Origin of the sequence: Halothermothrix orenii H 168 (assembly GCF_000020485.1) — a bacterium.
Classification (GTDB): domain Bacteria; phylum Bacillota; class Halanaerobiia; order Halanaerobiales; family Halothermotrichaceae; genus Halothermothrix; species Halothermothrix orenii.
Map to the genome: position 1 here is coordinate 979,862 of NC_011899.1, position 25,256 is coordinate 1,005,117.

25 protein-coding genes and 1 other annotated feature are annotated in these 25,256 nt (G+C 37.4%); of the genes, 24 read left to right on the plus strand and 1 reads right to left on the minus strand.

The genetic code is table 11. From position 1 onward, the window contains the following. The first annotated feature begins 43 nt into the window (after window positions 1-43). The 21 genes from murD to ileS all read left to right on the plus strand — a co-directional run bounded on the left by murD (window position 44) and on the right by ileS (window position 20,902). Entirely contained in the window at window positions 44-1,414 is a 1,371-nt protein-coding gene (gene murD / locus HORE_RS04780) for a UDP-N-acetylmuramoyl-L-alanine--D-glutamate ligase (protein WP_012635850.1), read from the plus strand. 2 nt (window positions 1,415-1,416) lie between these two features. After that, window positions 1,417-2,514: a stage V sporulation protein E gene (gene spoVE / locus HORE_RS04785; RefSeq protein ID WP_012635851.1), complete on the plus strand. Its 1,098-nt coding sequence runs from the start codon at window positions 1,417-1,419 to the stop codon at window positions 2,512-2,514. 11 nt (window positions 2,515-2,525) lie between these two features. Then, complete coding sequence (murG, locus tag HORE_RS04790; RefSeq protein ID WP_012635852.1) at window positions 2,526-3,641, plus strand: undecaprenyldiphospho-muramoylpentapeptide beta-N-acetylglucosaminyltransferase; 1,116 nt, start codon at window positions 2,526-2,528, stop codon at window positions 3,639-3,641. A gap of 68 nt (window positions 3,642-3,709) precedes the next feature. After that, a complete protein-coding gene (gene murC / locus HORE_RS04795; protein WP_012635853.1) occupies window positions 3,710-5,089 on the plus strand; it encodes a UDP-N-acetylmuramate--L-alanine ligase in 1,380 nt (459 codons plus the stop codon). Between the two features lie 19 nt (window positions 5,090-5,108). Continuing rightward, the gene (locus HORE_RS04800) at window positions 5,109-5,816 is read left to right on the plus strand and encodes a cell division protein FtsQ/DivIB (protein WP_012635854.1); all 708 of its coding nucleotides are present in this window, start codon (window positions 5,109-5,111) and stop codon (window positions 5,814-5,816) included. An 88-nt stretch (window positions 5,817-5,904) separates the two neighbouring features. Further along, entirely contained in the window at window positions 5,905-7,170 is a 1,266-nt protein-coding gene (ftsA, locus tag HORE_RS04805) for a cell division protein FtsA (RefSeq protein WP_012635855.1), read from the plus strand. Between the two features lie 18 nt (window positions 7,171-7,188). Further along, window positions 7,189-8,253, plus strand: coding sequence for a cell division protein FtsZ (ftsZ, locus tag HORE_RS04810; RefSeq protein ID WP_012635856.1), 1,065 nt, complete (start codon window positions 7,189-7,191; stop codon window positions 8,251-8,253). A gap of 209 nt (window positions 8,254-8,462) precedes the next feature. Further along, window positions 8,463-9,359 carry a sigma-E processing peptidase SpoIIGA gene (locus HORE_RS04815; protein ID WP_012635857.1) on the plus strand — a complete coding sequence of 299 codons (897 nt, stop codon included), beginning with the start codon at window positions 8,463-8,465 and terminating at the stop codon, window positions 9,357-9,359. A 15-nt stretch (window positions 9,360-9,374) separates the two neighbouring features. Continuing rightward, complete coding sequence (sigE, locus tag HORE_RS04820; RefSeq protein ID WP_012635858.1) at window positions 9,375-10,112, plus strand: RNA polymerase sporulation sigma factor SigE; 738 nt, start codon at window positions 9,375-9,377, stop codon at window positions 10,110-10,112. A 700-nt stretch (window positions 10,113-10,812) separates the two neighbouring features. Continuing rightward, window positions 10,813-11,595, plus strand: a complete 783-nt coding sequence (gene sigG, locus HORE_RS04825) for an RNA polymerase sporulation sigma factor SigG (protein WP_012635859.1) — start codon at window positions 10,813-10,815, stop codon at window positions 11,593-11,595. 2 nt (window positions 11,596-11,597) lie between these two features. Next, the gene (spoIIR, locus tag HORE_RS04830) at window positions 11,598-12,281 is read left to right on the plus strand and encodes a stage II sporulation protein R (RefSeq protein WP_012635860.1); all 684 of its coding nucleotides are present in this window, start codon (window positions 11,598-11,600) and stop codon (window positions 12,279-12,281) included. Window positions 12,282-12,358: 77 nt separating this feature from the next. After that, a complete protein-coding gene (locus tag HORE_RS04835) occupies window positions 12,359-12,610 on the plus strand; it encodes a YlmC/YmxH family sporulation protein (protein ID WP_012635861.1) in 252 nt (83 codons plus the stop codon). 54 nt (window positions 12,611-12,664) lie between these two features. Further along, entirely contained in the window at window positions 12,665-13,120 is a 456-nt protein-coding gene (nrdR, locus tag HORE_RS04840; RefSeq protein WP_012635862.1) for a transcriptional regulator NrdR, read from the plus strand. A 16-nt stretch (window positions 13,121-13,136) separates the two neighbouring features. After that, window positions 13,137-13,943 carry a peptidoglycan editing factor PgeF gene (gene pgeF, locus HORE_RS04845; RefSeq protein ID WP_012635863.1) on the plus strand — a complete coding sequence of 269 codons (807 nt, stop codon included), beginning with the start codon at window positions 13,137-13,139 and terminating at the stop codon, window positions 13,941-13,943. Window positions 13,944-13,994: 51 nt separating this feature from the next. Next, on the plus strand, window positions 13,995-14,936 hold the full coding sequence (locus HORE_RS04850; protein ID WP_012635864.1) for an efflux RND transporter periplasmic adaptor subunit: 942 nt from the start codon (window positions 13,995-13,997) through the stop codon (window positions 14,934-14,936). A gap of 1 nt (window position 14,937) precedes the next feature. Continuing rightward, window positions 14,938-15,630 carry a YggS family pyridoxal phosphate-dependent enzyme gene (locus HORE_RS04855; RefSeq protein ID WP_012635865.1) on the plus strand — a complete coding sequence of 231 codons (693 nt, stop codon included), beginning with the start codon at window positions 14,938-14,940 and terminating at the stop codon, window positions 15,628-15,630. A 15-nt stretch (window positions 15,631-15,645) separates the two neighbouring features. Next, window positions 15,646-16,047: a cell division protein SepF gene (locus HORE_RS04860; RefSeq protein ID WP_012635866.1), complete on the plus strand. Its 402-nt coding sequence runs from the start codon at window positions 15,646-15,648 to the stop codon at window positions 16,045-16,047. Window positions 16,048-16,060: 13 nt separating this feature from the next. Further along, the gene (locus HORE_RS04865) at window positions 16,061-16,351 is read left to right on the plus strand and encodes a YggT family protein (protein WP_012635867.1); all 291 of its coding nucleotides are present in this window, start codon (window positions 16,061-16,063) and stop codon (window positions 16,349-16,351) included. 15 nt (window positions 16,352-16,366) lie between these two features. After that, window positions 16,367-17,155 (plus strand): YlmH family RNA-binding protein, encoded by a 789-nt coding sequence (locus HORE_RS04870; protein WP_012635868.1) that lies wholly within the window; start codon window positions 16,367-16,369, stop codon window positions 17,153-17,155. A 15-nt stretch (window positions 17,156-17,170) separates the two neighbouring features. Beyond that, the gene (locus tag HORE_RS04875) at window positions 17,171-17,677 is read left to right on the plus strand and encodes a DivIVA domain-containing protein (RefSeq protein WP_012635869.1); all 507 of its coding nucleotides are present in this window, start codon (window positions 17,171-17,173) and stop codon (window positions 17,675-17,677) included. Window positions 17,678-17,714: 37 nt separating this feature from the next. Beyond that, window positions 17,715-17,939, plus strand: a binding site (T-box leader). A 173-nt stretch (window positions 17,940-18,112) separates the two neighbouring features. Next, window positions 18,113-20,902, plus strand: coding sequence for an isoleucine--tRNA ligase (ileS, locus tag HORE_RS04880; RefSeq protein WP_012635870.1), 2,790 nt, complete (start codon window positions 18,113-18,115; stop codon window positions 20,900-20,902). A 102-nt stretch (window positions 20,903-21,004) separates the two neighbouring features. On the opposite strand, the gene HORE_RS04885 is transcribed toward ileS, so the two are convergent. Continuing rightward, window positions 21,005-22,366: an MATE family efflux transporter gene (locus tag HORE_RS04885; protein WP_012635871.1), complete on the minus strand. Its 1,362-nt coding sequence runs from the start codon at window positions 22,364-22,366 to the stop codon at window positions 21,005-21,007. Window positions 22,367-22,508: 142 nt separating this feature from the next. On the opposite strand from HORE_RS04885, the gene HORE_RS04890 reads away from it, so the two are divergent. The 3 genes from HORE_RS04890 to ilvA all read left to right on the plus strand — a co-directional run bounded on the left by HORE_RS04890 (window position 22,509) and on the right by ilvA (window position 25,137). Then, a complete protein-coding gene (locus tag HORE_RS04890) occupies window positions 22,509-22,808 on the plus strand; it encodes a DUF5665 domain-containing protein (RefSeq protein WP_226984195.1) in 300 nt (99 codons plus the stop codon). A gap of 236 nt (window positions 22,809-23,044) precedes the next feature. Next, window positions 23,045-23,731, plus strand: a complete 687-nt coding sequence (locus HORE_RS04895; RefSeq protein WP_012635873.1) for a TraR/DksA C4-type zinc finger protein — start codon at window positions 23,045-23,047, stop codon at window positions 23,729-23,731. Window positions 23,732-23,925: 194 nt separating this feature from the next. Continuing rightward, entirely contained in the window at window positions 23,926-25,137 is a 1,212-nt protein-coding gene (gene ilvA / locus HORE_RS04900; RefSeq protein ID WP_012635874.1) for a threonine ammonia-lyase, read from the plus strand. Window positions 25,138-25,256 lie beyond the last annotated feature (119 nt).

Consider the following 25,256-nt stretch of genomic DNA (forward strand, 5'->3'; position numbering starts at 1 on the left):
TTATCCTTGCAAAAATGTTTGAGTAAAAAGGAGTAGACTTTCCATGATAGATGTAAGTAGCAAAAAAGTTGCCGTTATAGGTTTAAGTAAAAGAACCGGTGTTTCAGTAGCCAGAACACTTGTAAACTGCGGGGCAGAGGTCATTGTTTCTGATATAAAAGAGAAAAAAGACCTTAAGGACGAAATTGAAATGTTAAATGAATATGAGGTTGAATTTGATCTGGGTGGTCATTCAAATAAATTACTGGATGTTGATTTAATAATAGTCAGTCCCGGTGTCCCCCTTAATCTGCCATTTTTTAAAAGTATTTCTGAAAAAGGGATACCTGTTATCAGTGAAATAGAGTTTGCCTATCATCTTACTGAAGCAAACATTATTGCCATTACCGGAACAAATGGCAAGACGACTACTACTGCTTTAACTGGTGAGATATTGGATAAAGCAGATATTGGAGAAGTCAGGGTTGGTGGTAATATTGGAAAGCCATTAATTGATGTGGTTCAGGGACTGAAGAAAAATGACTGGGTGGTGGCAGAAGTTAGCTCATTTCAACTGGAAACAATCAGGGATTTTAAACCCCATATCAGTGCCTTTTTAAATTTTTCCCCTGATCATCTGGATAGGCACTTGAGTGTGGAGAATTACTGGAAAGCTAAAAAAAGGATTTTTGAAAACCAAATGTCCGGTGATTATGCCCTTGTCAATTATGATGATTATAAGGTACTAAAAGCAGTTGAAGATTGTTCAGCGAGAGTTTTTGGTGTTTCTTTAAAAGACAATATAGAACAGGGTATATACCTTGAAGAAGATAAATTAATTATTAATTCAGCAGATAGAAGTGAAGTTGTCTTACCTGTTGAGAGCATTCCTTTAAAGGGTAAACACAATATATATAATATAGCCTTTGCTTCCCTGATAGCTTACCTGGCAGGGGCTAGTACTGAAGCTATAAAAGAAGGGGTTTATCAGTTTATACCTGAACCTCATAGACTTGAAGAGGTTACAGTGCTGAAAGATAGGGTTATGGTTATAGATGATTCCAAGGCAACAAATCCCCATGCGGCTATTAATGCCCTTAAGTCCTTTGATCAACCTATTGTTTTGATAGCAGGTGGTCAGGATAGAGATGCTGATTTTTCTGAATTTGCCAGGGAAATTGTGTCCCGGGTCAGGGCTCTGATTCTGTTAGGGGAGACAAAAGATAAACTGGCAGAAACTGTATTAAGGATGGGATTTAATAATATATATAAAGTAAGGGATATGAATGAAGCAGTGAGAAAAGCAATTGCCCATACCGAACCAGGTGATGTATTATTATTATCCCCCGGATGCCCCAGCTGGGATATGTATGACAGTTATAAAAAAAGGGGCCAGGAGTTCAAGGAGGCAGTTAATAAGATAAGGGGGAGTTAGTTGTGGAGGACCAGAAAACCCCGGATCTGGTACTGTTTTTTGTTGTGGTTACTTTGCTGGTGATTGGTTTAATTATGATCCTCAGTGCCAGTTCTATAAGGTCTTTAAAACTTTACGGAGACAGCTATTACCTTTTTAAACATCAGCTTATCTGGGCTATAATCGGAATTATTGCAATGATATTTTTTATGAATGTAGATTATCATATTTACCTGAAGTATGGTAAACTAATCATTTTAATAACGATTATTGGTCTCTTTCTGGTTCTGATTCCCGGCGTGGGGCGTGTGGCTGGAGGAGCCAGAAGGTGGATAGACCTGGGTCCGATCGGTATTCAGCCCTCTGAACTGGCTAAATTAGCTATAATAATATATTTTGCCCAGTATGTAACTACAAAACCGGATAGGATTTCTTCTTTTAAAAGGGGGATTGTTCCTCCTCTGATTATACTTGGGCTAGTATTTGGTCTTATTTTAAAAGAACCAGACCTGGGGACGGCAGTTACGGTAGCCGGGATCTTTTTTGTAATGTTGTTTGCTTCAGGGTCCAGGTTATCCCATCTGTTTTTACTTATAACTGCCAGTATTCCCTTAATTATATTTTTTATCCTGAGTGAAGATTACCGGAGAAAGAGGCTTTTTGCCTTTTTAGATCCCTGGGCTGATCCCCTTGATACCGGGTATCACATAATCCAATCTTTACTTGCTCTTGGTTCCGGTGGGATTTTTGGAATTGGTTTAGGTAAAAGCAGACAGAAATTTTTGTATTTACCGGAACCGGGTACAGATTTTATATTTGCTGTACTCGGTGAGGAAATGGGATTAATTGGAACCATGCTTGTCCTTTTCCTGTTTTTTATGTTTGCCTGGCGGGGTTTGAAGATAGCCCTTTCTGCTCCTGATACTTTTGGGACAATGATGGCAGTAGGACTTACTTTTATGGTAATAATACAGGCCTTTATTAATATTGGTGTCGTAACGGCTTCAATGCCGGTTACAGGAATTACCCTGCCCTTTATCAGTTATGGAGGCACATCTCTGGTGATTATGTTATCAGGGGTTGGAATTTTATTAAACATATCCCGTCATATTCTTGAATGAGGTGGAAGAAAGTGAAATTAGTATTTACTGGAGGGGGGACAGGGGGACATATCTATCCAGCCCTGGCCCTTGCAGAATCGTTTCGCAAAAAAGGAGATGAAATTCTTTACATTGGTTCTAATGATGGCCTCGAAAGGAGAATAGTACCAGAAGAGGGTTTTGATTTTCAAGGTATTGAGGTAGCTCCTTTTCCCAGGAATCTCTCTGTTCATCTCTTTTCTTCTTTGTTAAAAACAGGAAGGGGTTTTATTCAGGCCAGAAAATTATTGAGAAAATTTAAGCCAGATGTTGTAATCGGTACAGGAGGTTTTGTGTCCGGACCTGTAGTACTGGCTGCTGCTTTACAAAAGATCCCAACAGTAATTCACGAACAGAATGCCTATCCAGGACTGGCAAATAGATTACTGGCTCCATTTGTTACCCGGATTGCTTTAAATTTCAAAGAGGCGGACAGGCATTTTAAGGAAAAAGCAAGGGAAAAAATAGAGATAACCGGAAATCCTATCAGGGAAAGAATATTAACAACTTCCAGGGAGGAAGGACTATTAAATCTGGGTCTTAGAAAAGGCAAAAAAAATATACTTGTTTTTGGGGGAAGTCAGGGAGCTAAAAATATTAATGAGGCAATGATTGCTTGTTATAGATACTTTAAAAATAATTCTAAACTACAGATTATTCATTTGACAGGGATGAGAAATTATCAAGAGGTTCTACAGGATTTAAAGGAAAAGGGATTAGATCCCTCTAAATATACACAATATAAAATAATGCCTTATTTAGATAATATGGAATGGGCTTATGCCGTGGCTGACCTGGTTATTTACAGGGCCGGGGCTACTGGTCTGGCTGAGATAACAGCAAAAGGTATCCCTGCAATTTTGATCCCCTACCCTTATGCAACCGGGAATCATCAAGAACATAATGCCCGTAGCCTTGAAAAAGCGGGGGCGGCAATAGTTATTAAAGATAGCGAATTAAAGGGTCATAAGTTAGTGAAACTAATAGAAGAATTAATTAATGACGGAAAACGTTTAAAGAAAATGGCTCAATCCAGTAAAAGGATGGGTAAACCCTGGGCCCGCAATACTTTAATAAATTTAATTGAAGATACTGCAAAGGGTAGTTGAAACAGGGGTACATTATAGAGTTAAAAAATGCATATACTGAGATGTGATAGATAAAAGGGGGGAGTATTTTGGCCTCAAAAAAACATGTTCATCTGATTGGTATTGGTGGTATTTCAATGAGTGGAATTGCCCAGATGTTATTAAAAAGAGGCTATAAGGTTAGTGGATCTGATTTAAAGGATTCACCTTTACTCGATAGATTACGACGGTCAGGAGCCAATGTTTATATTGGTCATTCCCCTGAAAATATAAAAGGGGCCGATATGATAGTAATTTCAACAGCAATTCCTGAGGATAATAGTGAACTTCAGGCTGCCAGAAAAGCAGGACTACCTGTTTACGGTAGGGCACAGATGATTGCAAAACTTATGGAAGACAAGAAAACAATAGCTATTTCAGGTACCCATGGAAAAACCACTACTACATCAATGGTAGCTACTATTTTAAAAGAAAACAAAATGGATCCTACAGTTATGGTTGGTGGTGTTTTGAATAACATTGGTGGTAATGTTTATCTGGGGAAAGGTGAATATTTTGTTACAGAAGCTGATGAGAGTGATGGTTCATTGCTGTATTTTGATCCTAGCGGGGTTGTAGTTACTAATATAGAATTTGACCATCATGATTACTATGATAGCAAAGAAAAGCTCTTAAATACATTTAAAGAATTTGTCAATAAAATTCCTAAAGATGGTAAGGCAATTGTTTATGCTGAAGATGATAACATAAGAAAAATATTAGACAATGAGGACCGCAGGGTTTTAACTTACGGAATTAATGCTGGAAAGCTAAAGGCCATAAACATAAATACCCTCCCCTTTGGAAGCTATTATAACCTGGTATATGGGGAGCGAGTCCTGGGAGAAATCAGGTTACAGGTTCCTGGAGTTCACAATGTATTAAATTCCCTGGCTGCAGTGGCAGTGGGAATGTATGTTGGCCTTAGTTTTACCGATATTCAGGAGTCACTGGGCAAATTCTATGGTGTTCACCGGCGTTTTGAGAAAAAGGGGTTAATTGATAGTATCCTTATTATTGATGATTATGCTCACCATCCTACTGAAATAAAAGCTACCTTAAAAGCTGCCAGGAATACAGGTTATGAAAGAATAATTGCTATTTTCCAACCACATCGGTATTCCCGTACCAGGCACTTTATGGAGGAGTTTGCTAAATGTTTCGACGATGTAGACCATCTTATAGTAACAGATATTTATAGTGCCAGTGAAAAACCGATACCGGGAGTTACTGCTGAAAAGCTGGCCTTGAAGATTGATAATTGTAACGGTCCTGATGTGGATTATATTCCTGAACTTGAAGAGGTCGTAGACTATGTTGAAAAAATAATTAAACCCCGGGACCTGGTTATTACAATTGGAGCAGGGAATGTTTACAAAGTTGGAGACCGACTTGTCAATAGATTAAGGGAAAAGCGGGAGATGGCATAAACCAGGGGGAGTGGCCAAGGTGACAAAGCCGCAAAACTACTATATTTATATACTTGTTTTGATAAGTGTAATAGCTCTGGTTTCATTTTTATCATCCCCTTATTTTAAAATACATTCAATAAAGATAAATTCTTTAAGTGTATTGAGTGAGACTGAAGTGAGAAAATCTATAGAACAATACAGGGGTGTTAATATCTGGTTAGTGGATACCCATGAAGTTAGAGAACGGTTGCTGGTGGACCGTTATATAAAAAATGCTATTGTGAGAAAAGAACTTCCTGATACCCTGAATATAAATATACAAGAACATATACCCCTGGCCAGGATAAATATTAATGGTAAGTACTTTACTTTTACTTCTAGAGGTTATATCCTGGAGAAGGGGTCTTTAAACGCCAGATTAGATGTGCCTGAAATAAAAGGAATGAAGTTTAACTATACAGATGACAGGGTGTTATTTGGTCCATCTTTAGAAAAGATTGTACAGGCCCTTGAAGAAATAGATATTGATACCAGAGCCCGGATAAGGCTAATTAATAAAAGTCAGGATAGATTAATTGCTTATATTGGTCATAATTACAGGGTTTATCTGGGTTCAAGTGATAAGGTCATATATAAATTGAAAATTCTGGAGTCAATTCTTTATAAAATAGATGAGGAAAACCTCAAGGTTGATTACATAGATTTGAGCATAGTCCGGAAACCGGTAATCAGGCTCAAAAAATGAAGTAAAAAATTTTTATAAAAAAAGGAATATGACCCTGGCATGTTGAATTAGTTTTTTAGAGTTTAGCCGGGAGAGGAGGTATAAATTTGTGGGTATTCGTAGAATTATTACCGGACTAGATATAGGGACAACAAAGATTTGTGCTATGATAGCAGAAGTTAATTCTGAAGATAAACTGGATATCATTGGTATTGGCCTCTCCCCTTCCCATGGTTTAAGGAAAGGTATTGTGGTTGATATAGATAAAACCAGTAATGCCATTAAACAGGCCGTAGAGAAAGCAGAAAGAATGGCCGGGCGGCAGATAGATTCAGCTTTTGTCGGAATCGCCGGTTCCCACATATCTTCTCTCAATAGTCATGGGGTTGTAGCTGTTAGTGGAGAAGAAAAGGAGATAAAACCCAGTGATATCCAGCGGGTTATGGAAGCTGCCAAGATAATTCCCCTTTCTGCCGAGGAAGAAATTATTCATGTCCTGGCCCGGGAATTTATAGTTGATGGCTGTCCTGGAATAAAGGATCCTCTGGGTATGTCAGGGGTCAGGCTAGAAGTGGAAACCCATATCGTTACCGGTTCTACAACTTCGATACAGAATCTGGTAAAAAGTGTACTCAGGGCAGGACTGGATGTTGATGATATTGTTCTGGAACCCCTTGCTTCCAGTGAATCGGTTTTAACCGAGGATGAGAAGGAATTAGGGGTAGCCCTGGTAGATGTGGGTGGTGGAACTACTGATCTTATTGTTTTTCAGGAGGGTAGTATTACATACACCTCTGTTTTACCAGTTGGGGGAAATCATGTTAGTAATGACATAGCTGTTGGATTAAGAACCCCGATAGCTGAAGCAGAGAAGATTAAAATAATGGCAGGTTCGGCAACTACAAAAAATATAGGAGATGATGAATATATAGAAGTGGTTTCCGCCAGTCGGAAAAAAAAGAATAAAATTCCGCGAAAGGCTCTGTGTGAAGTCATAGAACCCCGGATGCAGGAAATTTTCAATCTGGTAAAAAGGGAGCTGGATGAAGTTGGCCCCCGGGATTTAACACCGGCCGGTGTTGTTTTGACCGGTGGTGCTTCCCTGCTTGAGGGAGCAGAAGAGCTGGCTTCTGAGGTTATCGGCCTGCCGGTTAGACTTGGGGAACCTGATTATGTAAATGGGTTAACCGATGTAATCGATAATCCGGTATATGTGAAAAAAGGCAAACAGGTTCCTAAAGCAATATTCTCAACAGCGGTTGGATTGGTAGAGTATGGATTAAAATATGACCAGCCATCCCGTGATAATAATCGTGGCGAAATAGTTAGTGATTTTTTCGGAAAACTTAAAAACTGGTTTAATGATTTTTTCTAGGAAAGGAGGTACTACCCGGTGTTTGATATCGGAACAGAAATAGAGCAATTTGCCAATATAAAGGTTGTTGGTGTCGGTGGGGGTGGCAATAATGCAGTAAATCGGATGATTGAAGAAGGACTCGATGGTGTTGAATTTATTGCCATTAATACCGATGCCCAGGCTTTACTGTCATCTAATGCTGGTATGACTATTAGAATTGGTGAAAAGATTACCAGGGGGTTAGGGGCAGGTGCTGACCCTACAATCGGGAAGGAGGCTGCTGAAGAAAGCCGGGAAGAGATCGCACAGGTGTTAGAAGGTGCTGATATGGTTTTTATTACTGCTGGAATGGGAGGTGGCACTGGAACAGGAGCAGCTCCGGTTGTGGCCGAAATAGCCAAAAATCTGGGTGCCCTGACTGTAGGGGTAGTTACCAAGCCTTTTACTGTTGAAGGCAGAAAAAGGATGGAAAAGGCTGAAAAAGGGATAGAAGAACTCAAGACTAAAGTAGATACCCTGATTATTATTCCCAATGACCGTCTCCTGGAAGTTGCTGAAAGGCAGACAAGTTTAATGGAGGCCTTCAAAATTGCTGATGATGTTCTGCGACAGGGCGTCCAGGGTATTTCGGATTTGATTACTATTACCGGAATAATTAATCTTGATTTTGCTGATGTCAAGACTATTATGACTGATGCCGGTTCAGCCCTGATGGGGATTGGCCATGCTAAAGGAGAAGATAGGGCTACAGAAGCAGCCAAACTTGCGATAGCTTCACCCCTGCTGGAAGCCTCAATAGATGGGGCCAAAGGTGTTTTATTAAATATTACAGGTGGCACGGATCTTGGTATTCATGAGGCCAATGAAGCTGCCCGGGTTATTCAGGAAGTAGCTGACCCAGATGCCAATATTATTTTAGGGGCTGTTATCGATGAAAGCCTGGAAGATGAAGTGAAAGTAACGGTTATAGCAACCGGCTTTGATTCACAGGAAAATAAAGAAGAAAACCATATTGAAGACTTCAAACCAGATTTTAATACAGAGAATTTTACTGGTGATGATCTGGATATTCCTGCTTTTCTTCGCCGCCAGAAGGGTTAATATCATATAATTTGTCTTCCGAATTATTAAAGTTATTTTGTTATATTAATTTTACGCTTAGTGAAAATGAACAGTTATACTCGATGCCATATCAGGCGTCGAGTTTTTTGGTTTTTAGTGTATTTGACAAAAACCCTGAAAAAAAGCAGTAATATCATCAAATCTTGCTGCATAAAAATTTTATAGGGTGATTTTTTACGGAGGATAATATGGTTATCTATGCTGATATTACCTTTATTAATAATTTTTTAATGACATTGGCCATAATCTGGGCGGTTGGCCATATCCTGGAATACAAGACATCCTGGATTAGATTATTATTAGCAGCCTTAATAGGTACAATTTACTTATTTGTGATTATTATTATTAAGATATATCAACTTTCATTATTTATAAATATAGCCATACATATATTATTAAATATTTTAATAGCCATTGCCATGGTCAGGGTGGCTTTTGGTAGAATTTCAAAAAAACATCTCTGGAAAGGAGTTGGTTACCTTTATCTTGTTAGTTTTATAACTATAGGTACTACCATATCTATCTTTTATATGTATGGTGGTGCTCCTATCCAAAGCAGTGGTTTTGTATTAAGAGTGGTAGGATTGCTAATACTTGTTGTTATCGCCAGGTATGGATGGAAGTTTGTGCAGAGTTATGTAACCCCGGATAACTTTTTTGTTCCTGTAACTATAGTTACCGGTGACCACAGGATAAGGCTAAAGGGACTGGTTGATACAGGAAATAAATTAAAGGACCCTCTGACCGGTGTACCTGTTGTTATTGTATATATAAAAGATATTATAGAGTTGTTTCCCGATAAAATAAAAAATAAAATAAATTCCAGGAATTATGATATATATAAGATTATATCAATTTTTAATGATGATGGCTGGGGGAACAGGGTCAGGGTTTTACCCTTTTCTGATCTCGGACAAGAGCATGGTATTCTCCTGGGGTTTCGTCCTGATACTATCATAATTGAATATAAAGATAATTATATAAAGACCAGGAAGGTTATAATTGGTTTATCCGGACATAAACTTGATGATGAGGATAGTTATCAGGTTTTACTTCATCCTCAACTTATAAGACTCCCGGTGTAAGGAGGTATTAAGATTATGATTAAAAGGTTTTATTTCCTGTTAAAGTTTAAAATACAAATATTATGGATTAAGTCCCTTCAGAAATTGGGATTATATAAGTCTCCGGTTTATTACCTGGGTAGTAGTGAAACCCTGCCACCTCCATTGGAGGAAGATGAGGAAGATTACCTTTTGAAAAGGTTGAGTGAGGGGGATAATAGTGTCCGGCAGTTGCTGATAAAACACAACCTTAGACTGGTTGTTTATATTGCCAGGAAATTTAGTAATACCGGTATTGATATTGAGGACCTGGTTTCAATAGGAACTATTGGCTTGATCAAAGCGGTTAAGACCTTTGATGTTAACAAAAATATTAAACTGGCTACCTACGCTTCCCGGTGTATTGAGAATGAAATACTTATGTATTTGAGGAAAAATAGCCGTAAGAAGGCAGAAATTTCGTTCGATGACCCCCTGAATATTGACTGGGATGGTAATGAATTAAAACTGTCAGATGTTATGGGGACTGAAGGTGATATAATTTACAGGAATATAGAATCAGAAATTGACTGGGAACTATTGAAAGATGCCATGAAAACATTAAGTGATAGGGAGAAAAAAATCCTTATATTGAGATTTGGACTTTTAAATTCAGGAGAAACAAAGACCCAGAAGGATGTAGCTGATTTACTGGGAATATCCCAGTCATATATATCCAGGCTTGAAAAAAGAATTATAAGAAAATTAAAGAGAGAAGTGGCCAGGATGTGTTAGTGCTCTTTGTAAAATTAAGTAAAAGCCCAGCCGATAACTAATCGGTTGGGCTTTAATTTTAATTAAATAAGGGACTGGCTTTGCTAAATAAGGAAAAATATGGTAAAATAAAAATAGAGCTACAAAGAAATTATATATTGATAAATTTAAATTAATTAAGGCCTCCAGTTACCGGTCACGGGCTATGAAAGGAGGTGATGATAGTGCGTCTCCTGTTTAATACCTTGATCGCACTAACATTTTTTGCCATCACCATCGATATAGCCCTACACATAGATGTATATATTTTCTAACTGACATGAGGACCGGTAATGGAGGCTCTATCCGGGCAGGGTAAACTGCCCGGTTTTTTTTTATGTTTTTAGTATATAATATGTTAATTATAAAAAATATTGACAATTATTATTATAAATTTGGACAAGTATATATTACCATAATAAATAAAAATTGTCAATATACAAGATATTAATCTATATATAAATTTGAAACAATTATTTATATAACAAAGTAATTTTAAATAACTTGTGAAGAAGTTTTTTTTTGCTTGTTTAATCTCTATAATATTGTATTTAAATATTAACATAGATATTACTGAAAATGACCAGGGGCTTATGGTTACCTATATTTACATGTATAAATAGGGTAACGATGGCAATAATGATAATAGGAAAAAAATAATACCAGTAGCGGGGGGATAAACATGGGAAACAAGGTAGAAATAAGTGGAGTAAACACTTCAGAACTACCTGTTTTATCCAATGAAGAAATGCGTAAGCTCTTTAAGAAAATGCAGCAGGGCGACTGGTCAGCTCGTCAGAAGATAATAAATGGGAACTTAAGATTAGTATTAAGTGTGATACAACGTTTTAATAATCGAGGAGAAAATGTTGATGACCTTTTTCAGGTTGGTTGTATTGGTTTAATTAAAGCCATTGACAACTTTGATTTAAGTCAAAATGTCAGGTTTTCAACCTATGCTGTTCCCATGATTATCGGTGAGATAAGAAGGTATTTAAGGGACAATAATCCTATCAGGGTCAGTCGTTCATTACGGGATACTGCCTATAAAGCCCTGCAGATGAAAGAGAGCTTAAAAAATAAAAAGTCAGAAGAACCCTCATTAAAAGAAGTTTCTGAAGAACTGGGAATTCCCAGATCTGAGATTATATTTGCGCTGGATGCGATTCAGGACCCGATTTCCCTCTTCGAACCTATCTACCATGATGGTGGTGACCCCATATTTGTCATGGACCAGATAAGTGATGAGAAAACAGAGGATGAAAACTGGCTTGAAGGTATTGCGGTCAGGGAGGGATTAAGAAAGTTAAGTCCCAGGGAAAAGCTTATTCTGGCTTATAGATTTTATGAAGGCAAGACCCAGATGGAGGTAGCCAATGAGATCGGAATATCTCAGGCCCAGGTTTCAAGACTGGAAAAGGCTGCATTAAAAAGGTTAAAAAGGCATGTAAAGGAGGATAGATAACCATGAAAGTATTGAAAGTTATAACCGGACTAATATTTTTAACTGTTGTATTATTGAGTATAAATGCAAATAGCGCCTATGTAATTAAAGATACTTCTGATCTTATTAATGCCTATAATAACAATAATCTAGTTCGATTCCATGTAGTTGCCAATAGTAATTCACCTGAGGATCAATATATAAAAAGACAGGTCAGGGATGAAGTAATAAAGTATATGTCAAGAACCAGCCCTGACGGGTTAAAGAAACAGGTTAGTAAGACACGTTTACAGGAGATTGAAGAATTTACAAATAACCTCCTTACGAATGAAGGCGTGGATTACCGGGCCCGGGTTCAATATGGAAGATTTTATTTTCCGAAAAGGACGTACGGGAAACTTACATTACCAGCAGGAGATTATAATGCCCTGAAAATAATTCTTGGTAAAGGACAGGGAGCAAACTGGTGGTGTGTTTTGTTTCCACCCCTTTGTGTCCAGGAAAAAAATCAATCTGCTTCAGTATCAGGGAGTATAAAATCATCAAAAATTGAGTTCAGGTTTAAAATTTTGGAGCTTTTACAGGATAATAAGAAGAAAATTAATGATATAAAACTGACCCGTATTTTAATAAATAAACTGGAGCTGAATAAATTTATTTATAGAGAAAAATTTATAGATAGTCAGCCAGAGGGGGTTTATAATTAAACCCCTTTTTTTTATTCACATAGCTTCCCCCTGAGTCATATTATATGTAGGTAAGAGAAGAGGGGAGGTTAAGAATTATGGTAAAAAAGTCAGAATTAAGTCTTAAGGATGTAGTTGATATATCCCGGGGAAAAAAACTGGGATATATTGAAGATGTTGAAATTGATCTCGATAAAGGAAAAATTAAAGCCTTTGTTGTTCCTGCTCATCCCAGCAAAGTAATGAGATTTTTTACTAAAAAAAGTGATCTGGTAATAAACTGGGAAGATATTAAAAAAATAGGTGAAGATGTTATACTGGTAAACTTAAATAATGATGGCCAAGTTTAAAAAAAATTGTAGATGTGGTATACTAATGACAGTAATCTACGGAGGATGATATTGATGAAATGCCCATACTGTCACCATCTGGAAAGTAAAGTAGTTGATTCGAGGTATACTAAAGAACATACTTCAATTCGTCGTCGGAGAGAATGTCTTAACTGTGGGGAAAGGTTTACAACTTATGAACGTATTGAAGATATACCCCTTATGGTAATTAAAAGGAATGGACAGCGGGAGTTTTTCGACAGAAATAAATTGTTAACAGGTATAATGAAATCCTGTGAAAAAAGACCTATTCCCCAGGAGAAGATTGAACAAGTTGTTGATGATATCGAAAAAGAGTTAAATAATAAAATGAAGCAGGAGATAGCCAGTACTGAAATTGGAGAAATGGTTATGGAACGTTTAAAAGATATTGATGAAGTTGCTTATGTCCGGTTTGCTTCTGTTTACCGCCAGTTTAAAGACGTAAATAAATTTAAGCAGGAGCTGGAGAGATTACTCCAGGAAGATTAAGGAGGGGGTTTATTCTTTGTTTGTCTGGAATGGAGCCGGGCCCTTACAATACTTAGAAATTGAGGAATTTAAGGACAATGGGGTTACAGCTATTTTTACAAGTAGGCGCGGTGGAGTTAGCAAAGGGAGTTATGGCACCCTTAATCTAGGATTTCACTCCGGTGATGACCACCAAAATGTTGTTGAAAATAGAAAGATTATTTCTTCTTCAATTAAAATAGATTACCATAACTTTGTAGCCGGGGAGCAAGTTCACGGTAATAAAGTATATATAGTTGCTGAAGAAGATAAAGGCAAGGGAGCCCTGGATTACAATACAAGCATAAGCGGGGTTGATGCCTTAATAACTGATAGGCCCGGGCTTCCTTTAATATCATTTTATGCCGATTGTGTTCCTCTTTACTTTTTAGCTCCTTCCAGGAGAGTAATTGCCCTGGCTCATGCTGGCTGGAAAGGAACCTTATTAAAAATAGGGCAGAAAACGATAGAGAAAATGAACCAGTATTTTGATATTAATATTAAAAACTGTCTGGCAGCAATTGGTCCTTCTATTTCACCCGATGTTTATGAAGTTGATGACAGGGTAGTGGGCAGGTTCAAAGAAAAATTTACTGAATGGCGAGATATTGTGGTAGATAAGGGGAAGGGATACTACCTGTTGAACCTGTGGGAGGCCAACCGGATTGTTTTAAATAAGGCCGGTATACCTTCTAAAAATATAATTACCAGTGGCTATTGTACTTATAAATATGATAATTTCTTTTATTCATACAGGAGAGATGGGGCAAAGACTGGAAGAATGGCCAGCATTATTGTAATCTAAAAAAGGACTTTTCAAATTTTTGGCGAATTTTAAATAAGGTGATTACCTGCTATGCCTGAAAAAATATATTACCTTGATCAGAAAAAATATAAAAGAAATAAATCCCCTGTCAGGAAATATAATAAGATTATAATTGTTATTTTGTTATTAACAGGATTTATTTATCTCCTTACCAATGATCGTATCCAGATGATGGAGGTAAGATATGGTCAAATTATAGACGGTTTTTCTTCAAAGGCTGTAATTATAAGAGATGAGAAGTTATTTTTCTCTCCGGTTAGTGGACGGGTTATACTAAAACAACAGGAAGGAAGCCGGGTCAGTAGTGGTCAAAAAATAGCTGTAATTAAAACTGGAGAAGGGGAAATAACGATTTTTAACCATACATCGGGTTTAGTCAGTTATGCTACAGACGGTCTTGAGAATCGTTTCAATGTTAAATTTATAGACAATATTAAACCATCTTTATTTAATAACTTTCAAAGAGATTATAACCAGCTTGTTAATGGTGATTATATAAATAAGGGACAGCCTTTATACAGGATTATTAATAATTCCCTTGTATTTCTGGTTGTAAAGACTGATAGAAATGAAATTAATCGTTACCAAATTCATGAGGTTGTTTTTATAAGATGGAATAAGCTGAATACCGGTTTAATAAAAGGCAGGGTTATTGATAAAATAATATATGATGATGGTAGTTACCTTGTAGTTGAACTTAATCGTTTTGTCCGGGAATGGTTAAATATGCGGTCTGTTCAGATTGATTTTATTAAAAATATATACAGGGGTATTGTAATCCCCAGAGACGCTATTTTTACCCAGCCCGAAGGTGAAGGTGTTCTGGTATGTACTCCTGAGGGTGATTTTATATTTAGAACGGTAAAAGTACTGGATGGTACCAGTAAAAGGGTTGTTGTGGAAGGTATAGAAGTCGGAGATAAAGTTGTAATTAACCCTGAGGTAATTAATTACGGCTGGGAGGTGGAGTAAAGTGGTTACCAAAGACTTACAAACAAGGCTGGAAGAGATTAATAAGAGAATCGATGATGCCACCCGCAGATCCGGTAGAAAGGATAAAGTTAAACTTTTACCTGTTAGCAAAGGACAATCCCCTGAAAAAATTAAATATTTTCAGAGACAGGGATTTACTATATTTGGAGAAAGCAGGGTTCAGGAATTAAGGGAGAAAGATGAGAAACTAGATGGAGTTGAGTGGCACTTTATTGGTCATTTGCAGCGTAATAAAGTAAAATATTTAATGAGGATGGAAAACTGTACCTTAATACATTCTCTGGATAGCTGGCGCCTGGCCAGGACAATAGATAAAAGGGCCAGAAAAAATAACAGGAAGATACCTGTCCTGGTGCAGGTTAATGTTGCCCGTGATCCCAATAAATTTGGTATTGAGCCTTCAGAAGTAAAGGATTTTGTTTATGAGGTATCTAAATTAGAAAACATAAGAGTAGAGGGATTAATGACCATAGTTCCTTATTCTGAAAACCCTGAAGAAGCCAGGCCATATTTTAAACAAATGAATAACCTGAAAAACATGTTATGTGATAAAGGTTTTAATGTAAAAGAGCTGTCAATGGGGATGTCTAATGATTTTGAAGTAGCCATAGAGGAAGGGGCTACCATAATAAGAATAGGTACAAAATTATTTGGTGAAAGGGTATACAATTAAGGAGGTTGATTACTGTTGGGGGTTAAGTCTTTCTGGGATAATTTTCTTGATTTTTTTGGACTAAATGAAGAGCTTGTTGAAACTGAAGATGAGAATCATCTTCATTCCAGTCAGAAGATAGTCAGTATCCACCGGACCAAAGGTTTAAAGGTATCGGTATATCATCCCGTGTCAATAGATGATGTTAAAATTATTGTAGATGATCTGAAAAATAGAAAACCGGTGGTAATAAATTTGGAAGATGTTGATCTGGAAACAGCCCGCCGCATAGTTGATTTTATCAGTGGGGCCATTTATGGCCTTGACGGTAATATTAAAAAAGTGGGTGAAGCAGTATTTTTAATAACTCCCAACAATATTAGTATTGATGGGGATTCTATTGAGGATAACAGTGAAAGGTCATTTTTGTTAAGTTGAGGTATAAAAGGAGATGATATTGGTGATTTCATCTTTTCTAACAGGGTTAATAAACCTTGCTTATGAACTGGTAGTTTTACTTATTTTTATCAGGGTTATAATTTCCTGGATCCGACCAACAGTTCATAATAGTACATTTATTAAAATTTTAAGGATTATATATGAACTTACCGAACCAATTTTAAGTCCGATAAGACAATTGTTACCCCAGGGAAATCTGGGTATAGATTTTTCACCATTTATTGCTATTATAATTTTGTCTTTATTGAGAATTATTCTGGTAAGTCTGGTTAATGCCTTTTAAGGAGTGGTTTTTTAAATGTTTAATCGGGAAAAAATGTTATCACATTTACACACTGCAGAGGAGCAAAACCTCGGAGGTCAGATACTGGATAAAATAGAAATAGTTGTAAAAAGGAAATCAGAGGTATCTACTAATTTTTTAAATCCCCATGAGCAAAGTATTGCAGAAGGTTTAATAAAACAGGTATATGATATAAATTACAAAATTGACGGAGGTTATGACAGGGCTGAACGGAAACGGGTTACTCTTTTTCCCGATTATCTGTATCCGGAACATGTAAAAACCCCTGTTTGTATTCTGAAAGTTGAGGGGAATTTTAAATTTAATTCTGTCAGTCACCGTGATTTTCTGGGAGCTATCCTGGGATTGGGAATTAAAAGGGAGATGATTGGAGATATCCTAATCCTTAAAGATTTTGCCGAGGTAGTTGTGGCAGAGGAGATTAAAGAATATATATGTTTAAGGTTGAAAAAAGTTCACCAGGTTCCGGTAAATGTTGAAGAATTAGACAGGGAAAATGTAGTTATTCCAGCAGAGAACACCAGGGAATTTACGACCACTGTTCCCTCGATGCGCCTGGATGCAGTCTCCAGTGCTGGCTTTGGTGATTCCCGGAATAAAATAAGTCGGATTATAAAATCTGAGAAGGTTAAGGTAAACTGGAAAAAGGAGAATAACCCTGCCCAGACTGTAGAGATTGGTGACCTTATTTCTATTAAGGGTAGAGGGAGGGTACAGATAGTTAAAAATGAAGGCCTTTCCCACCGGGGGAGGGTAAAATTAAGATTAAAAAGGTTTTTATAGAAAGGAGGGCTCAAGGTGAGACTTTCACCACTGGATATTTATAATAAAGAGTTTAAGAAGACTACTTTTGGTTATAGCCAGGCCCAGGTTGACGAATTTCTTGACGAAGTAGGACGGGCCTATGAAAGGGTTTTAAAAGAGGTAAACCATCTCAAAGATGAAAATGAAAAATTACGGGAACGCCTCGGTAATTATGAAAACCTGGAACAGGATTTAAAGAACATGATGGCTGCTATTGAGGAGACTGCTAAAGAAAAGACAAAACAGGCCCAAAAAGAGGCTGAGATGATTATCAATAGGGCCAGGGTTAAAGCAGATAATATAGTTAAAGATGTTAAGGAGCAGATACAGGAAGAATATAGAACCCTTCAGGAACTAAAAGAGAGCCGGGATCTATTTAAAATCAGGTTTAAAACCCTGCTGGAAAGTCATCTGAAGATGCTCGAAGAAGATGATGACCAGCTGAACATAAATGAGTTTGAAGATAAGGTAGCTGCCAGTGAAGTTGAACTTGACGAATAATATTTTTTGGTTTATAATTATAAAAAATAAATATTGAATAATAACAGTGAATGAGAGAGTAGCATATAATTGATTTTACAGCGACCTGGGTATGGTGAAAGCCAGGAAATTAGTTATATGTGAAGATCACTCAGGAGTTGGCAGGTTGAATTTGAAGTAGGTCTGCCCGCTGACCGGCGTTACAGGTTGGAGTGAGTATAATTGCAAATGAATTGTGCAATTGTACTAAATAGGGTGGTACCGCGGTCCTTTCGCCCCTTGGGCGTAAAGGGCTTTTTTTAATGTATAGATAACCTGATCATGGGTTATCATATCTTTTTTTATTAAATTTGCTTTAATTTAAATATAGATTGTTTAATTTTTAAATTATATTATATATGTGAAAATGTGTAACTTGCTTAAGAATCAGTAAACAGTATAAAAGGAGGTATAAAATTGGATTATAAAGAAACCATTAATCTACCAAGAACAGAATTCCCAATGAGAGCTAATTTGAGTAAACGGGAACCCGGTATTGAAAAATATTGGGAAGAGAATAATGTCTATGAGAAGGCCATAAAAAACAGGGAGGGTAATAAACAGTTTATTCTTCATGATGGACCACCTTATGCAAATGGTGATATCCATATCGGTCATGCTTTGAATAAGATATTAAAGGATATTGTTACCAGGTATAAAACCTTATCAGGTTATTACTCTCCTTATGTACCTGGCTGGGATACTCATGGACTTCCGATTGAACACAAAGTCACCAAGGAGATGGGAGATAAAGCTAAAGACCTTTCTGTATCTGAGTTGCGAGATAAGTGCAGGGATTATGCCTTAAAATATGTTGAAAGACAGAAAGAACAGTTTAAACGCCTGGGAGTATGGGGTGAATGGGATAAACCCTATCTTACTCTAAACCCAGAATATGAGGTTAAACAAATTGAGGTTTTTGGTGAAATGGCCAAAAGAGGTCTTTTCTATAAAGGGAAAAAACCGGTTCACTGGTGTCCCAGTTGTGAAACTGCCCTGGCAGAAGCTGAGGTCGAATACGGAGAACACCGGTCACCTTCTATTTACGTTAAATTTCCATTAAAGGATAAGGTTAATGTCGGCGGGGTGGAATTAACCCCTGGAGATAGTTATGTTGTCATCTGGACGACAACACCATGGACAATACCGGCCAATATGGCTATAGCCCTTCATCCAGAATTCGATTACGTAGTTGTTAAGGCTTCAGGGGAAAAACTGGTTATGGCCCGGGAGCTGGTTGACAGGGTTATGGAAGAGGCTGAAGTTGAGAACTATAAAGTGGTTGGCCAGGCCTTTAAAGGGACTGAACTTGAAAACAAGAGATGCCGGCATCCTTTTGAAGACAGGGATTCCATTCTTATTTTAGGAGACCATGTTACTCTGGAACAGGGGACCGGCTGTGTTCATACAGCCCCTGGACATGGCCATGATGACTATTTAGTAGGTCTCAAATATGATCTTGATATATATGCACCTATGGATAACCGGGGTGTCTTTACAGAAGAGGCTGAACGCTTTGCCGGTATGTATTATGATGATGTAAATAAAGAAGTTACCAAAATTCTTGATGAAAAGGGTTTATTAATGAATTTGAGTTTTATAAGCCACCAGTACCCCCATTGCTGGAGGTGTAAAGGTGCTTTAATATTCAGAGCAACTGATCAATGGTTTGCTTCAATTGAGGCCATTAAAGAGGAAGCCCTGAAGGCTATTCATTCTGTAGATTGGTACCCGGCCTGGGGTGAAGAGAGAATGGCCAATATGATTTCAGAGAGAACAGACTGGTGTATTTCCAGACAGAAAAAATGGGGAGTACCGATCCCGGTATTCTACTGTAAGGATTGTGGACACAGTATTATAAATGATGAAACTATTGAGGCTGTTAAGAAATTATTTGCCCGGGAAGGGTCTTCAGGTTGGTATAAATACAGTGCTGAGGAAATTTTACCTGAAGGTTTCAGCTGTCCAGAATGTGGTGGAAAGTCCTTTAAAAAAGAAGAAGATATCATGGATGTCTGGTTTGATTCAGGGTCAAGTCATAAAGCTGTTCTGGAGACCAGGGACCATCTATCCTGGCCTTCTCAGCTCTATCTTGAAGGTACTGACCAGTATCGTGGTTGGTTTAATTCTTCATTGTTGACAGCAGTGGCAACTGAGGGCAAACCACCCTATGAAGCTGTTGTTACCAACGGTTTTGTGGTGGATGATAAGGGTAATAAGATGTCCAAATCTATTGGAAACGTAGTTTCTCCTCAGGATGTTATTAAGAGGTACGGAGCTGATATCCTTAGATTATGGGTTGCTTCTTCTAATTTCAAAGATGATGTCAGGGTATCAGACCGGATTTTAAAACAGAATTCTGAGGTGTATCGCCGCATAAGAAATACATTCCGGTTTATCCTCGGTAACATTAATGACTTTAACCCCGGACAGCATTATGTAGATTATAATGATAGAGCTGAAATCGACCGGTGGATAATGATTAAACTTCAGGATTTGATTAAAGATGTAACCCGTGCCTATGATGAATATGAATATCACCGGGTATATCATGATGTTCATAATTTCTGCACCATAGAAATGAGTTCACTTTACGTAGATATTGTTAAAGACCGACTCTATACAGATGGAACAAATTCTCTAAGCCGGCGCTCAGCCCAGAGTACCCTCTATGATATCCTTCTTGTTCTGGTTAAACTGGTAGCTCCTGTATTGGCTCATACAGCAGAAGAAGTCTGGCAGCATCTTGATGAAAGCTCAAAAGATGCAGAGAGTATCTTTTTAACAGACTGGCCTGAGGTTGTTAATGAGTATTATGATGATAGGCTCATGTCTAAGTGGGATAAACTTCTTGAGGTCAGGAAGGATGTGGCCAAAGCGCTGGAGCTGTCCCGGGAAAATAAGGAAATCGGTAATTCACTGGATGCCAGAGTGATTCTGGTGCCTGTTGATGATAAACAAAGACAATTACTGAAAGATAATATAGATATTTTACCGGATCTATTCATTGTTTCCCAGGTAGAGTTACAGGGTGAAACTGGTGAAGGATTCCATAAAGGTAGTGAAACCGGAATTTCTGTTTCTGTAGTAAAAGCTTCAGGTGAAAAGTGTGCCCGGTGCTGGAAATACAGTGAAGCGGTAGGCAACGACGAAGAACACCCCGAATTATGTGAACGCTGTGTTGAAGTGGTAAGAACTGAAGTTTAAATGACAGGAATAAAATAACAAGCCCCCTGACCTTTTTCCGGGTCACGGGGCTTATTTACTTTTAACCTGTTTATTTATTTTTTTCTGGTTTATAATATTTCATTAATCAAATATTTTTATTTTAGCCCATTTCATAGATTTAAAGCGGCGATTTATTAGTATTGAGAAAATTATAAAGGAACTTATTTCTGCTATCCAGACTCCGGCTACTCCATATTGTAAAATGATGGCAAAGACATAGGATAAAGGAATAAAAATAGTCCAGAGTCTTAATGATGTCAAGATCATGGCTCCCCTGGTATCACCGGCTCCCCTCAGAGCCCCGGCCATAATGATCATAAAAGCCAGGAGGGGTTGATTAAAACCGGCAATCTTAAGAGAATTAATGGCCCTTGATATCAAAGGAGATTCACTGGTAAAAATACTGAGTATTGGTACCGGTAACAGGAAGAAAATAGTTCCCATAAAAATACCCCAGACTATTCCCAGCAGGGCAGCAGTATACCCGGTATCCAGGGATTTTTCAGGATTTTTTTCTCCAAGGTGTTTCCCCACCAGGGTTGTAGTGGCTATAGCTATTCCGATGGCCGGCATAAATGAGGTTGATTCAATATTTATTAGTATTCTGAAAGCTGCTTCTGATGTTGTATCCAGTTTTGAAATAATTATACCATTAGTAAAAAAAGCCAGCTGCATAAAAAATTGTTCCAGGGCGGCAGCATAACTTAACTTCCAGAGGGGTTTTATAATATAAGTAGAAATCCTGAGACTATGGAAATGAAGTTTAATCTTTCTTTCGCCTGATATTAAAATATAAAGGTACAAAAAGGCAGCAATAGCCCGGGAAATAGTTGTAGAAAGGGCAGCCCCGGCTATACCGAGCTCGGGGAAGACATAGAAACCTGTCATCAGGGCATAGTTCCCAAAGATATTTAAAATGTTAGCCATACCGGTTATATACATTGGTGTTTTGGTGTCTCCCGCTCCCCTGAGGCTGGCAGCGGCCGCAAACGAAATAAACATAAATAACTGACTGAATGAGACAACTTTTAGATAGCTAAGCCCCATCTGGTATACGTTTTTTGAGATATCAAATACTTTAAGAATTTGATCTCCATAAAAGTAGGATGCCATAAAAATAATAATGCCAATAAACAGGTTTAGGGTTAAATTTTCACCGACAATCTTATTCAAACGTTTATAATTTTTCTCACCATAGCTTCTGGCCACCATAGCTGTGGCTCCAGCATTGAAAGAGGAAAATATAAATATCAGGGTAAAAATAATTTGATTGGCAAAACCTACGGCAGCAAGACCTTCTTTTCCAATTATCCGGCTAATCATCAAGGTATCGGCAAACCCCAGCATGGTATTGAGGCTCATTTCCATTACTGCCGGAAAGGCCAGGACAAGTATATTTTTTATCATTTCTTTTCTTCGGTTTATTTCATTGATTAACAGCATAATAATTTCCCCTTCATTTAATAGATTATTGTAATTTTATATATACAAATAAATTTAAGTATGTAAGTTACAAACATAATCATACCACAATCGTTATTAAGAATAAAGGGAAAAAATAAGGGGATAATATTAAAACCGGCAGGTGGTAATATATATGGTAACTGAAGATGATAAAAAGGAAATCATGGAAAAACTGGATGAGATATCTGACAGGTTGCAGAAGTTGAATATAGCTGAATATATTGAGCTTGTTAGATCTCCAAGGAGAATGCTTTTAATAAATTTTATAGCAGGACTGGCCAGAGGTCTGGGGGTGGCTATAGGTGCTACTTTTCTCGGGGCAATATTTTTAGTTATTTTATTTAGGCTTGCCCGGTTAAACCTGCCGTTAATTGGAGAATATATAGCCAGGATTGTGAAAATAGTTCAGACATATCTCTAACAAATTATAAGCTATAAAGTACAAAATTAACAGCTTTATTATATAATGACTAAGTGCAATTATAGTTTAATAGAATTATTTAATAACAGGGTCAGGTTTTTTTGATTTATACTATTTTTTAAAAATCTATTACCATTAAAAGTTTATAATTAAGTTCCCGTTAAAATTCCAATATTATATATTTTACTCATTACATTTTCTTCAATATTAAATTGATTCAGGAAAGAGGTAATAGAATGGATAGGACAAAAGAGAAAAAATACCGTCAATTATTAATAAATGAAAAAAATAGTTTATTACATGAGCTAAAACATTTTTCTGATGACGAGTTTGCCAGTGTTAAGGACTCAACCGGAGAATTATCCAGTTACGATAATCATCCAGCCGATCAGGGAAGTAATACCTATGACCGGGAGAAAGACAGAGGTTTAAGGGATAATGCACAGGTATTATTAAATAAAGTCGAAAACGCCCTTAACAGGCTAGAAGAAGGTAATTATGGATTGTGTGAAAAATGTGGCCAGGAGATAAGGGAGGAAAGACTGGAAACCATTCCTTACGCAACCCTGTGTGAGCGTTGTCAGGCGAAAGAGGAAGGGAAGGATTATAACAGGGACCGCCCCCTTGAAGAAGAAAATTTGACTCCTCCCTTTGGTAGAGGGTTCTATGACGAGACAAATTATAATGCCTATGATGCTGAGGATACCTGGCAGGATGTGGCCCAGTATGGAACTTCCAATACACCCCAGGATGTCCCTGAAGAGACTTCAGGGACGGGGGCAGAGGCTTATATTGATTCAGAAGAGACTGTTGGGTCAGTTGGATTTGAAGATAGTATCATTGATGATGAAGCAGATAATTTAGAAGAGGCATCTGAAAAAGAGAGTACTTTTACCGGGGAAAAAGGAAAGGATAAAAAATAGATAATATAACGGTATAGCTTCTGGTTATACCGTTATTTATTTGTAATTAAATACAAATGTAAGTGGGGAGGTTTTTAATTTATTTTGAAGAATATTTTATATATAACCCTTACTTAAGGAATTGACATAATTAAAGTCCCGGGGAAATTATATTTTGTATTATAAATTTAAAAATATAGAGGGAGGGGTAATGTATGGAAATAACCCTAGAGGATGTAAAGAAAGCATCTGAACGGTTAAAGGGGGTAATTCACCGTACTAATTTAATTTATTCATATACTTTTAGCAAACTGACGGGTAATAAAGTCTATATGAAACCTGAAAATTTTCAAAAAACCGGTTCATTCAAAATCAGGGGGGCCTTTAATAAAATTGCCTGTCTCAGTGATGAGGAAAAACGCCATGGGGTAATTGCTTCTTCAGCCGGAAACCACGCTCAGGGGGTGGCTTTCGGAGCCAGTCAAAATGGCATTAAATCCACTATTGTTATGCCCAAGAGGGCTCCGATGGCTAAAGTAACCGCTACCAAAAATTATGGAGCTAAAGTTGTGTTATATGGAAATAATTATGATGAAGCTTATGAAAAGGCAAAAGAGATTCAGGAGGAAACTAAAGCCACCTTTGTTCATCCCTTTAACGATCCTTATGTTATTGCCGGTCAGGGGACACTTGCTCTTGAAATAATTGAGGAGTTACCCGATGCTGATATTATAGTTACCCCCGTCGGTGGTGGGGGATTAATATCGGGAATAGCTCTTGCTGCCAAGGCCCTTAATCCCTCTATCAAAATAGTTGGAGTTGAAGCCTGTCAGGCTGCATCAATGGCTAATTCATTAAACAAAGGGAAGCTTGCAACACTGACTGAAGTAAATACTATAGCTGATGGAATTTGTGTAAAAACTCCGGGGGATTTAACATTTAATATCTGCCGGGAATATGTAGATGATGTAGTAGCTGTCAGTGAAGAGGAAATTGCTAATGCCATATTAATGTTAATGGAAAGGGCTAAAATGGTTGTAGAAGGAGCGGGAGCAACCTCGATAGCAGCCCTTATATACAAAAAACTCGGCGTTCAAAATAAAAAAATAGTTCCGGTGCTGAGCGGTGGTAATATTGACTTTAATATTATTTCCCGTATTATTGAAAGGGGTTTAGCCAAGGCCGGCCGAAAAACAATTATTAAAACATACCTGGAAGACAGACCGGGTAGTTTGCAAAAACTACTTAGTTTGATTGCCGAGCTTGATTCCAATATTATTTCTATAAATCATAATCATTATAACCCCGATATTTCTATAGATAAGGCGGAAGTAGAACTTGAACTTGAAACAAAACACCGGGACCATGTTAATGATATAATCAAGAAGTTAAAGGAAAATAATTATAAAGTTATCCGTCTTTTGTAACCTGACCGTAACCCGGACATATTTATATTATATATATTTTATAGGACAGGAAGATTGGGAAAAAAGTTATTAATTTATAAAGCAGTTATTGCCATCGATTACTGGCTATGCTACAATGA